Source organism: Deefgea tanakiae (assembly GCF_019665765.1).
Lineage (GTDB): Bacteria > Pseudomonadota > Gammaproteobacteria > Burkholderiales > Chitinibacteraceae > Deefgea > Deefgea tanakiae.
Map to the genome: position 1 here is coordinate 471,896 of NZ_CP081150.1, position 13,052 is coordinate 484,947.

The 13,052-nt window shown below is 45.4% G+C and carries 7 protein-coding genes; 5 read left to right on the plus strand and 2 right to left on the minus strand.

All coding sequences use genetic code 11. The annotated features are described in order from the left end of the window. The first annotated feature begins 67 nt into the window (after positions 1-67). The 5 genes from K4H28_RS02235 (at position 68) to K4H28_RS02255 (ending at position 8,747) form a co-directional block, all read left to right on the plus strand. On the plus strand, positions 68-1,783 hold the full coding sequence (locus K4H28_RS02235) for a response regulator (protein WP_221006699.1): 1,716 nt from the start codon (positions 68-70) through the stop codon (positions 1,781-1,783). Between the two features lie 181 nt (positions 1,784-1,964). Beyond that, positions 1,965-3,458 carry a tetratricopeptide repeat protein gene (locus K4H28_RS02240; protein ID WP_221006700.1) on the plus strand — a complete coding sequence of 498 codons (1,494 nt, stop codon included), beginning with the start codon at positions 1,965-1,967 and terminating at the stop codon, positions 3,456-3,458. Then, positions 3,442-4,911, plus strand: coding sequence for a tetratricopeptide repeat protein (locus K4H28_RS02245; RefSeq protein ID WP_221006701.1), 1,470 nt, complete (start codon positions 3,442-3,444; stop codon positions 4,909-4,911). Before K4H28_RS02240 ends, K4H28_RS02245 begins: the two co-directional genes overlap by 17 nt. Beyond that, positions 4,904-7,858, plus strand: coding sequence for a tetratricopeptide repeat-containing hybrid sensor histidine kinase/response regulator (locus K4H28_RS02250; RefSeq protein ID WP_221006703.1), 2,955 nt, complete (start codon positions 4,904-4,906; stop codon positions 7,856-7,858). The genes K4H28_RS02245 and K4H28_RS02250 overlap by 8 nt, the downstream gene beginning before the upstream one ends. After that, complete coding sequence (locus K4H28_RS02255) at positions 7,851-8,747, plus strand: diguanylate cyclase (protein WP_221006705.1); 897 nt, start codon at positions 7,851-7,853, stop codon at positions 8,745-8,747. Before K4H28_RS02250 ends, K4H28_RS02255 begins: the two co-directional genes overlap by 8 nt. 19 nt (positions 8,748-8,766) lie before the next feature. Here the strand turns inward: K4H28_RS02255 and K4H28_RS02260 are convergent, their stop codons facing one another. Then, entirely contained in the window at positions 8,767-11,841 is a 3,075-nt protein-coding gene (locus tag K4H28_RS02260) for an efflux RND transporter permease subunit (protein ID WP_221006707.1), read from the minus strand. Next, entirely contained in the window at positions 11,841-12,974 is a 1,134-nt protein-coding gene (locus tag K4H28_RS02265; protein ID WP_221006709.1) for an efflux RND transporter periplasmic adaptor subunit, read from the minus strand. Before K4H28_RS02265 ends, K4H28_RS02260 begins: the two co-directional genes overlap by 1 nt. Between the last annotated feature and the right edge of the window lie 78 nt (positions 12,975-13,052).

Genomic DNA, 13,052 nt, shown 5'->3' on the forward strand with positions numbered 1-13,052 from the left:
CTTTGTTCCAATCTATATTGCCAGCTCAACCACTGTTTTGTGCAATATGAATTCTTCCGATCCCCTGGTGCTACATCGAACAACCGAGCTGATTTATCGCAACTCGGCAGCTGGTCAATTCATCTGCATTATAACGGCCACTATTTTGGTGGTGGCGCATAGTGGCGCGCATGAACTAGCATCATTGTTGTTGTGGTGGGCTATAGCCAGTAGCGTTGCAGTCTATCGCCTATGGTGTGCGAGAGCTTATCAAAATACCAACAATCAGCGTGCGTCATTATGGCGTGATCGAGTTAATTTTGGCGTGGGATTAACCGGCTTTGTTTGGGGAACGGGCGGTCTCTTTTTAATGACCACGTCGCCTGAATCATTAAAACTACTCACTGCTTTTATCTTGGCGGGCATGGTGGCAGGAGCTGTGCCGGTGCTTGGGGCAATGTTATCTGCGATGCGGATTTTTGCCATTTTGATGCTGTCCCCCATTTTGATTGCGGCCTGTCTTGGGCAAACGCGGGTCGACGTTTTACTTGGCTTACTGAGTGTTATTTATTTGGGCGTAATGTTAAAGAGTGCCAAATTATTTAATGATGCTTTAGTCGATAGTATATTGCTTGAGCAAAAGCAGGCTAACTTAGTTGAGCAATTAGTGATTGCACGCAATGCAGCTGAAGCGGCTAGCCAAGCAAAAACAGAGTTCATCGCCAATGTAAGTCATGAAATTCGCACGCCAATGAATGGGATTGTCGGAATGGCTAACTTGTTGGCGCAAGGAGAGTTAAATGTGCAGCAGCGCGAAGAGGTCGAAATCATCCGATCTTCATCTGATTTGTTGCTCGCTCTGATTAACGATGTACTTGATGTCTCAAAGATTGAAGCGGGCTACTTGCATCTTGATATCCAAGCCTTTGATTTGAAAAACTTACTAGATGGCTTAGTGAAAATATTTCAAGTGAGTGCTCAGACTAAAGGTTTATTTTTAAAATTAGTATGGGAAGGACAATTACCTGGTCCAGTCGAAAGTGACCCATTGCGACTGCGGCAAATTTTGGTGAATTTAATCGGTAATGCTTTGAAATTCACTCACCAAGGCGGCGTGATAATACGAATTCGTACTGAGCAACAAGGTTTAGGATGGCTAATTGGTTTTTCTATTATTGATAGTGGTATTGGGATTGAGGCTGAGCGCATGCCGCATGTGTTCGATGCCTTTATTCAGGCGGATGGTTCATTAACAAGGCAGTATGGCGGCACAGGGTTGGGTTTAACGATTTCGCAGCATCTTGCCAACGCCTTAGGTGGCAGCATCCTCGTCGCCGCTAATCCAGATGGCGGAAGTATTTTTTCATTTGAATTACTTTTGAATAATTCTTATCTTTTTCACCCAGAAGAAATCCATGAACCGTTTGAACCACGCTCTCTGAGTATTTTATTAGCGGAAGATAACCCGATCAACCGCTTGGTCGCTTTGCGCCTATTAGAGAAAATGGGGCATCAAGTCATGTGTGCCGAAAATGGTGAAATTGCTTTAGCAATGTATCAGCAACATCGATTTGATTTGGTATTGATGGATATGCAAATGCCAGTGATGGATGGTCTGATCGCGACTGAAAAGATTAGGTTGATGGAGTCTAAATTAGGCACTTCACGGTTACCTATTATTGCATTAACGGCGAACGCGCTGGAGCGAGATCGTGAAGCGTGTATGGCGGCAGGCATGGATTGTTTTCTCACAAAGCCTATTCGATCAGAGTTGCTTGCCGAAACAATTGGCCTCTACTCATGAGGGTATGTAGCTGTAGCTAGCTTTAAATATTGTTTTAAAGCAGATACGTTTGTATTTTATATCTTATATTCTAATCTATATTCTTTTCTTGTCCCAATTAACTGCTTTTCTCGCATTTTCTGTGTGCAGCACCTAATCTTAAGTATTCAGTATCGTGGATGCTGTTGTAGGAAGGGAGTGTGTGTTGCAGGAATTTTCTTCACTGAGTGTCGAGCAACTGCCTGCGATATTTGCACGGCTCGAAGGACTGTTTTTACTCGATATTGAACAAGCTCATAGTTCAAGTAGCGCTGTTTTAGCTCGTTGCAAGCAATTGAAAGTCTCAGGTGCAACAATGGCGCGGATGTTGCTTATACACAGCAAAATGCTCTGGGGTAAAGGTCAATATCACGCCGCTTTTTATTCGGTTGCGCAAACACTCAAGAAAATTCGTGAATCTTCTGCATTTGAATTAAAGTCCGAAGCTTATTTGTGGCGTGGCTTATGTAATTTAAGCCTAAAACGCCATGTGGTAGCAGTTGAAGACTTTACCTATTCAGTTGAGCTGGCCCTAGAATATTCACAAATTAGTATTGCTATTGAAGCATATGTCAATATCAGCCAAATTTACTTTTTTGCTGGCCAACTGGATACGGCAAAAGAAATATTAATCATTGGTTATCGATTGGCCATTTTATTAAATGATCATAAGCAAATCACTAAAAGTGGTATTTTTCTCGCCAATACACTCAATGATGTGGGTGATTATGAAAATGCACTTTATTTATTGCGCCAAATTGAGGCTAGTTCATTACAGCATGGTGATATGACTTGGGTGGTTGAAGTTGGAAAAACGATGGCAATTTCTTATGTTGCTTTGGGCCAATTTGAATTGGCGGAGCTTTATTTTGAATCCATGTTGGCCATTGCTAACTTTAATAATTCCTTATGGGCAAAAGCCATTACACTACTGAGTTATGGTGACTTTTTGATTCAAAAATCCCGTTATTCTGAAGGGGTTCAATGTTTACTTGCCGCGGAAGAGGGGGCTAATCATTTTGATTACGGTTATTTACAACAAAAAATTGCATTGTTAAAAGTGAAGGCTTTTAAGGAAAGTGGTAATTTTGAAAACGCATTGGTTGAAATAAAGAAGTATAAGGCATTCTCTGACAGCACTTTTTCAAGTGACTTGCTCAGTGACTTAAAAGGTAAAGGATTAAATTTATCTCGCTTAGATCGATCTCGCAAAAAGATTTTAAAAACGAGACAAGATTTTGAACAAATGCTTGATTTAATTTCCCCTGGCGAATCGCGCTCGCGTTATCAGCAATTTCAGTATCGTTGTGCAAATGCATCGAGTGATAATCTAATTCTTAATTTACAATTTTCTGGGGTTTCTGTTGTTCAGGGACAGTTTTTGCAAAAGATAAGTGCTTTACTGCATGAGTTTTGTCTTGGGGATTCGACTTGGACAAAGTTACCCAATTTGGCTTACTTATTGATTCTCGAGGATTCGAATGAATCGCCCGAATGCTTGATTTTAAAACTAAAGGAAATGATTGTTGAGTTTCCGTGGGCTTGGCATGGTTTGACCACGCCGCTTATTGAGGTGACGCCGATTTCATCGCAGCAAGCATCTCAGCTGTTGCTGCCGATTAAAAAAGGAGGGATTGAAATTGAACTCCTTATCTAAATTGATACACTTTCCGCTCATCGATCATCAATTTAAGCACGTTGAGGCTGTCTATTGGCAAGCTGGAGTAGATAGCCGAGATTTGTGTTTTAATTTGATTGAGGATTGTAAAAAGTATCACCACCCAATGTTGGGTTATGCTTATGTTTTATATGGAAGAATATTATTGGCATTTGGTGAGGATGAAAAGGCACTTAATGTATTAACGAAAGGAAGGCGTTTATTAGATGATTCACAAGATCTAGAGCGTCGCCCTTTGGCTATGTTGTGGTTGGGTAGTGCTTTACTACGTAATAATAAGCATATTCCAGCCGTCGAAACCTGGGTTAAAACGATTGAATCGGCTTTAGAGCTTAACCAGATCGAGTATGGCGTTGAAGCTTATCTGAATGTTTCATTGGTTTATTATCAAGTTGAGCAATATGCTACTGCTGATTTATTGATGAAAAATGGACTCAAACTGGCCGAGTCGATTAATAATAAAAAGTTAATCGCAAAAAGTGGTATATTTTTAATGGAGAGTTTTTTAAACTCAGGCAAATATGATCTTGCGCTAGCGCTCTTGATGCGGATTGAACCTCACGCAGTAGCTCATGGGGATTTAACGTGGCTAGTTCAAATTTGTAATGGCTATGCACAGTGTTATTGGCATTTAAACCAGTTGGATTTCGCTGTTCAATACTTTGAAAGTTCATTAGGGATTGCTAGAAATTGTAATTTATCTTGGGCCTATTGCGTCACTGTTGTTGCTTACGGTGAATTTCTACAGCAAGAAAATAGAATTGTTGAGGCTTTTCACTTATTGCTGCATGCGCAGAGCTTATTAAAATCCACCAATATTTCTAGCTTAGAAGAAAAATTAAATAATTTATTATATTTAGCGCATAAAGAGCAGGGTGATCACCGTTCGGCTTTATATGTATTACGTATCTATGAGCATCAAGCGGTTCAGCACTTAGCGAGTGAGTTAGGCATCAAAGGATACAAATTAAATTTAAGCCGTCTAGAAAAAGCTCGTAGTATGTTGATACGCACCCATTTAAAGTTTGAAAAACTAGCGGGATGGGTGATGCCTGGTGTTTCTTTGCAACATTTACGACAATTTCGTCTACGCTGTGAGTGTGCCGAGCCAACTGATCGAGTGATTGAGTTAAGTTTAAATACTGCGGTTGAGCCCGTGATTGAATTACGTATGGCAACGATTTTAAACGATTACTGTACTTTAAATGACTTATGGATATTTATTCCGCCTAATCGCTACGTCATCTACCCTGGAGAGGCTCAGTCTATTTTGATGGATTTTGCGAGTCGGGTAGCTGCTGCAATTGAAAGGCAGTCTTGGTCAAGATATGGCGTAGCCGCAGTGAGTGTGAAAGTAAAACTACAATTAGCGAGTGAGGCAATGATCAAACAAGTTGATTTATTGCTGAAAAAGGAATTAGAGAGTGCCTGAAACTTTAGATAGTTTGCTGACTCAGCAGGCGCACTATCGTCGACATAATTTTGATCAAGCGCGGCAGCTGGCCGAGCGCTTGGTGGCGCTTGCGCAGCAAGAAAAAAATGAAGAAGTCTTGCCGCAAGCTTTATTTTTATTGGGTGAGTCGCTAGAGAAAACAGGTGAATTCATAGCCGCTCGAGAAGTTCTAGAGCGAGCTGAGGTGCAGGCAAAGAAGTTAAACCAAGTTGGAACTTTGCTTGATATTTATGAATGCCTAGGCAAGGCCTGTTACACCCTTGGCGATTTAAATTCCGCTTTGAGCACGTGGGGGCATTGCCTTGAATTGGCCCTAGATCAACACTCGATCGTTCATTACATCAAAGCGTATGTAGGTATTGGTGGCGTTTACTTATATTTTGGCATGGTGGAAGAGTCGCTACGGCATCATCAAATTGCCTATGAGTATGTGCAAGAACTCGATGATCCGCAGCTATCAATGATGTTGCATCTATGGCTGGGAAGTGATTACCAACAGTTAGGAAAATATGAGCAAGCATTGCAGCATCTAGCGCAATGTCGTGCTTTATATTCGCGCACTAATGATGCAGGGGTGATGAGCGAAGCCATTATGCATTCTGGTTTTGCATATCTTGGATTGGGCCAGTATTCCGAAGCCAAACAATGCTTCTCACAAACGATTACCTTGTCACAGCGTCACCATCATTCATGGTCGATTGCAATGGCCCAGCTTGGTTTGGCGGAAGTTGCTTTGATGCAAGGTGAAATGCAATCCGCTTTGATCGAATCCCAAAAAGCCTTGGAGCTTGCTCGCCATGGTGGTTCGCAGCATCAGGAAATGAAAGCCTGCAAGATTCAATCTGCTGTTTATGAAAGTATGGGCCAATTTGAATTGGCTCTGAGTTTGTATGAGCGGCATACTGAATTATCAATTCAATTGGCAAAAGAGCGCACGTTTACACAAATCGAGAGTAGCACGATGCGTAAAATCTCGCGCATGGAGATGCGGCTTAAATTATTAAAAGCTGAGCAGCAAAAGAAAAACATTCTCGATGAGAGTATTCGGCAGCAAGCAGAGCACTTGGCCGAAAAAAACACTTTAATTGCAATCAATCAAGCAAAAAGCGATTTTTTGGCTTTGATTAGCCACGAGATTCGCACTCCTTTGTCTGGCGTGATTGGCATGCTTCGTTTGGCAAGTGGACAAAAAGAGCTTCGTCCTGCTACACGGTCTCAGGTGCGAATGGGTTTGGAGAATGCGGAATTACTTCTCGATATTATCAATGATATTTTGGATGCTTCAAAAATTGAAGCGGGCAAATTATCGATTGAGTCCATTCCGTTTGACTTACTTAAATTATTACACCAAGTCGTTGATTTTTTTGCAGTCCGTGCCGAAGAAAAAGGCATTTCTTTCGTTTTAAAGTTAGATCACTTTTCGCCAACCGGCTGCCTTGGTGACCCGATGCGGATTCGGCAGATTTTATTTAATTTAATCGGCAATTCGATCAAATTTACTGAGCATGGCTGTGTGACGATTACCGCATATCGCGATAATGAACAAGTCAAAATTCTGATTAGCGATACTGGTATTGGCATGGATGATCAGACGATTGGCCGGCTATTTCAAAAGTTTGAACAGGCAGATACCTCGACAACGCGTAAGTATGGTGGGACGGGTCTTGGCCTGTCGATTAGCCGTGGCTTGGTTGAGTTGATGCAAGGCTCGCTAGGCGTCACCAGTGCACCGGGCGAGGGAAGCCATTTTCGAATTGAAATTCCTTTGCCTGTCGCTGAAATCCCAGTTGAAGTGACCAATAGCGAATTGCCAATGCAAGGCTTAAGCCATCAAATTCGTGTTCTGTATGCTGAGGATATTCAAACTAATCAATTGATTGTCGGCGCCTTGCTAGAGGAAATGAACTTATCCATGCATATTGTTGAAAATGGCTTAGAGGCGTTAGCCGCTTTAGCCAAAGAGCCATTTGATGTGGTTTTAATGGACTGGCGGATGCCGATTATGGATGGTATGACTGCGACGCGCTTGATTCGAGCGGGTGGCAATCAGCAGCATAAAGTGCTTGATTCAGAAGTATACGTGATTGCCTTAACTGCGAATGCAACTGAGACTGAAAAGCAAGAGGGGGCCGCAGCAGGGATGAATGACTACCTCACTAAGCCAGTCTCTGTGCGCGAATTATATGATGCACTCAGCAAAGCGATACGTTTCCAATTAGCAAGAGGCGCTGATTTACCGATCATGCCGAAGCCTTTGACACAGGCCAAGCAAGTCAAGCCATCCTCAGTAGAAAAAAACTGGATTGTCAAATTGTCTGATTGGGGCGTGGCGGTCGATGAGGCTTTGGATAGGCTCAATGGCAATGTGCAACGATATCAGCGCTGGTTGCATCATTTTTTTATGGAAAACGCTGCATTTTTTGATGCCTTGGCACAGCAGAAATCAATTGAGCAATTAGATCAATATATCTCGCAAGTTCACGCGATGCGCGGCGTTTCTGGCACCTTGGGCTTAATGGATTTTTTTACCCTCGCCAGTGACTTAGAACAAAATCTATTTGTAGTGCAAAAGCAGGGCGCCATAGAATTGCCCGATTTTTCTGAGCTAGAGTCGGCATGGCATAGCGCGAGAAAATTCATCTTGCCTTTAGTGAGCGTCATTGCGCAGGATGAAGCACCCAAGCAATTGGATGGCTTACTGCCTGTGTCGAGCATGTCATCGATGGTGAGTTTACAAGCTGCATTGCAAACAAACAGTCTGCGAGCAAAAAAAATGCTCAATCTTTTGCTGCAAGAGTTGCCTGACGAACATAAAGAATTACTGCACGAAGTCGTCATTAAATTAGATTCTTTAGATTATCCCGCCGCTTTAGCCGCACTCAACCAGCGGATGCCCACGATGACCGACGGGCTTGCTTATGGCTGATCGTTATATTTTGGTCGTTGATGACCAGATGAATAATATCGAGACCTTGGGTGAGGTCTTGGGTGATGAGCACGATATTCATTTTGCGCTGAGTGCCCAGCAAGCTTTAGTGCAAATTTCGCAGCAAATGCCTGAGCTGATTTTGCTCGATATCATGATGCCGGATATGGATGGATTTCAGTTGTGTGAAATTTTAAAAGCAAAGGTTGAAACACGAGATATTCCGATTATTTTCATCACATCGCTTTCGACGCCAGCCCAAGAAACGCGTGGCTTGGAAGCGGGGGCGGTCGATTACATCGTTAAGCCATTCAATGCGTCTATTGTGCGCGCACGAGTGCATAATCATTTAGAGCTAAAACGCACCAAAGATTTGTTGCGGGTTTTATCACAAACCGATGCCTTAACAGGTTTAGCCAATCGGCGTCGGCTGTTTGAGCATCTTGATGCGGTTCAAGACAAAGCGCTGCGCTTAGACCAGCCTCTTTCTGTTTTGCTGATCGATGTCGATTCTTTTAAACCGTATAACGATTTGTATGGGCATATTGCGGGCGACGTGTGCTTGCAGCGGGTGGCCGGGATGATTCAATCTTCATTGCGCTCAGTGACTGATATGGGGGCGCGCTACGGTGGTGAAGAATTCTGCTGTGTGCTGGAAAATGCCGATCAAGAGTTGGCATTGCAAATTGCGGAGCGGATTCGCGCCAATATTGAAGCACTGCACATTCCGCATTTACACAGCATGGTGTTGCCGATTGTGACTGTCAGCGTTGGTGTTGCCAGCTCCACCAGTAGTAATCGCAGCCTGCATGCGAATCTACTGATGGCGGCAGATAAGGCACTTTATGTGGCAAAAGATAAAGGTAGGAATAAAGTTATTGTTCTTTAGGTATATCTACCTAGGTCTTTTATGGCAAAGATTTGCTAGATATACCTTTGCTACTTAGTCGCTCCAGAGTTAAAAATAGTACGGGCGTGATGTACAGAGTGATCAATTGCGAAAAAATTAGCCCACCCACAATCGACACACCAAGGGGTTGCCGTAGTTCTGCCCCTGCACCTAAGCCCAAGGCCAGTGGCAATGCCCCCATCAGCGCTGCTAAGGTGGTCATCATAATCGGTCTAAACCGCTTGGCGCTGGCTTCACGTATCGCATCCAAAGCTGGCAAATTTTGATTCCGCTGTGCTTCTAGTGCAAAGTCGATCATCATAATCGCGTTTTTCTTCACAATGCCGACCAGCAGCAAAATCCCGATCATCGCAATAAAGGTCAGCTCTAGCCCTGTGATTTGTAGTGCAATCAATGCGCCAATTGCCGCTGATGGAATACCCGCCAAAATGGTGATGGGATGAATCCAGCTCTCATACAGCACGCCGAGCACGACATAAATAACCGCTACCGCAATCAGAATTAGCCATAATTGGCTGGTCTGCGTTTGTTGGTAGAGCGCGGCATCGCCGGCAAACGCACCGAAAATCGAGCTTGGTAAATTAATCGCGCTTTCTGCCGCTTTGATTTCACGCGCAGCATCTGATAGTGACGCACCTTCTGCCAAGTTAAACGACAAGGTAATCGCAGGTAGTTGACCTTGGTGATTAATCGAAGTGGTGACCGCGGTGCGTTCAACGCTGGCAAAGCTGCTTAATGGTACGAGCATGCCAGAACTGCTGCGGACTTTTAACTGGCTGAGCGCATTTTCATCACTGCGAGCGCTGTCTTTGAGCTGCATCAGCACTGAATAGCTGTCTTGCGGCGCGTAAATGGTGGCAACTTCACGCTCGCCATAAGCGGCATACAGCGTTTCGCGTAGATTTTGCATATTGATGCCCAGCTCGCTGGCGCGATCTCGATCAATATTGATTTTGGCCTGCAGCGTTTTTTGCTCTGAATCCGAAGTGACATCACGGAAAATGGCTTGTCCAGCCAAAGCGGCTTTTAGTTTGTCGGCCCAAGTTTCCAAGTCATCGGAGTTAACGGCCTGCAAAGTATATTGATAGCTGCTTTTCCCGCTGCGGCCACCAATTTGCAGATTTTGTGTTGGACGATAAAACACACTGACACCTGCGATTTTTCCGGTTGTTTTGCGCAGGCTATCGAGTGTTTTGGCCATGTTTTCCCGTTCGCTACGGGGTTTAAGTGTGATAAACAAGCGCCCACCGCTACCACTACTGCCTAAGCTGGAGGCCACTGTGGCCACGTTCGGATTCTCAAGCACTGCTTTGGCGGCTTTCTGTTGCAGCACTAATAGCGCGGGATAACTAATATCCGGTGCCGCATCCATACTCGCTTGAATTTGCCCGATGTCTTCTTGCGGGAAGAAGCCTTTGGGGGCGTTGATGTAGAGCGCAGCGGTGGCGGCAAAAGTGGCAAAGGTGAGCAATAGCATCCAGCGCTGATGGCGCAAGGCGATCGCCAAGCTGCGTTGATAGCCATTGAGTAAACGATTAAAACCAGCCTCAAACCAACGGCTCCAAGCGGCTTGGGTTTCAACCTCTGATTCCGGTTTTAAAAACCGCGAGGCAAAGAGTGGAATCAGCGTGAGTGAAACGGCCATCGACACCAAGACGGCCAATGACACGACGACGGCAAATTCATGGAACAGCAATCCAATGGTGCCCGGCATAAAAAAGATCGGGATGAAGACGGCGATCAATGAAATTGAAATTGAAACTACCGTGAATGCAACCTCGCCAGCGCCCTTAATCGCGGCATCCCACGGTTGCATTCCTTCTTCAATGTGGCGAACGATGTTTTCGAGTACCACAATGGCATCGTCAACGACTAAACCAAGGGCAACGGTTAAACCCATGAGAGAAATGTTGTCGAGGCTATACCCAAGCCAGTACATCAATGCAAACGTTGCCAGCATTGAGATAGGGAGCGATACCGAGGGTATCAATGTGGCAGCTGCTCGGCGTAAAAACAGCATGACCGACAGCACGACCAAGCCCATCGTCAGAATCAGCGTCAGTGTAACGTCGTGAATCGATTCGCGAATCGAGGTTGATCTATCGTTCAGCTTTTTGACTTCAACGGATTCTGGCATCTGTGCAATCAATCGTGGCAGCATCGCGTTAATCGCGTCGACAGTCGCCACTGTATTGGCACCAGGTTGGCGCAAAATAGCCAAAATGATCGAGCGTTGACCATCAATCCAGCTGCCTGATTTGATGTTTTCCACGCTGTCTTCGACGGTGGCCACATCGCCTAAGCGCACAGGTAAACCATTTCTATTGGCTACGACTAGGCTGCTAAATTCTGCGGCATTTTTAAGTTGCTCATTGGCTTGCAGCATCAATGTTTGCCGCTCGCCTTCGAGTTGACCGACTGGCGAATTAGCATTGGCCGTTTTGAGTGCTGCTGCTAGTTCTGGCAGGGATAAATCACGTGCCGCGAGTAAATCTGGGTCGACCGAGACTCGAACTGCAAAACGTTTTTGACCATAAATCGTTACCTGCGCCACGCCATCAATCGTTGAAAGCGCGGGACCAATCAGATTATCGGAATAATCATTGAGTTCAGAGAGCGACAAGGACGGCGAATTGATGCTGAGCATCAAAATTGGCGCATCCGATGGGTTGACTTTACGATAGCTGGGCGGACTTTTCATGTCCGATGGCAGGCTACGATTTGCCCGGTAAAGCGCCGCCTGTACGTCGACGGCGGCCGATTCGATATCGCGGCTCGGTGCAAATTCCAGCGTGATATTGGTACTGCCCAATTTGCTGGTTGACGTCATCATCGCCAAGCCAGGGATGGTCGAAAATTGTTTTTCGAGTGGCGTTGCTACCGCATTGGCCATCGTTTCAGGGGAAGCACCAGTAAGACTGGCTGATACGCTAATCGTTGGTGTGTCGTAAGTTGGTAGAGCTGCGATGGGTAGATGAAACCACGCAATCGTGCCAGCGACCATGACGGCAATCCACAGCAAAAGCGTCGCCACGGGGCGATGAATCGCCCACCAAGAAATACCGTGGCTCATTATTTCGATCCTTGCACTGCGCTTGATTTGACGCTCGCTGGGCGGCTTGCTTCAACGACCTTGCCACCTGGGCGTAGGTTTTGCCCGCCTTCTTTGACGATGCGAGTGCCTTCAGCGACGCCTTCAATCAAGGCCAAATCGTTCTGGCTCCGAACTAAAGTAATGGCTTGGACTTTCACTTGCTGATTGGTGTCAATGACATACACAAAGCGCTGTTCAGGGCCGGTTTGCACTGCTTGGAGTGGCACAACTAAACCCGTTTGCTCGGCCAGCTTAATCGTCACGCTGCTACTGAGCCCAGGCCACAGTTGTTGATCTTGATTGGCAAATTTCGCCTTGGCCAGTAGCGTGCCACTGGCTTTGTCGACGGTATTGTCGAGAAACAATAATTCACCCGTGCGCTGTTCGCCGTTGGGGAGTTGACTCTTTACTTTGACTGGGCCGCGGCTTTGCGCAGCGAGTACGGCGGGTAAGTCACTTTGATTGATATTAAAGCTGATTTGAATCGGATCGGTTTGACTGATGGTGACCAGTGGCGTGCTTGAATTGGCTTGCGCTAAGCTGCCTCGTTTTAAGCTCACAGCGCCAGTACGTCCCGTAATTGGGGCTTTGATTTGGGTGTAGGCGAGTTCAACGGCATTGACACTTTCATCGGCTTTAGCTGCCGCTACTTGTGCTTGCAAACTACCCATTTTAGCGCGTGCGGTGTCAACTGCCGATGGCGATACAAACCCCGCTTCGGCGAGTTCTTCGGTGCGTTTCAGATTGCGAACCGCCTCGGCGTATTCAGCTTTACTTTTTTCGGTGAGTGCGAGGCTACGGCTGGTTTGGCTTTTAGCTTTGTCTGCATCCAGCGTAAATAGCAACTGGCCTGCAGTGACTTGATCGCCTTCTTTAAAATGAATTTGCGCAATTTGCGCTGTAATTTGGGGGCGCACTTCGACTATTTGTAGCGCTTCGGCATGCCCAACTGCATTGATTTCATGGGGGAGGGCGCCGACTTTGACTTGGGTGCTGATGATATTGCTAGGGCGTTTTTCGGCGCTTGGCTTTTTATTCTCAGTGCTTTTGCTGCAAGCCACCAAACTCATTAAGCAAACGCAACTGATACTGGCTAGGGATAATCGATTCATTTGGACTCTATTAAATACATTCTAAAGTGGTGATGCAGTGTCAGTTGCAAAAGATGCGGACCCCTAAGAGGCAAACGT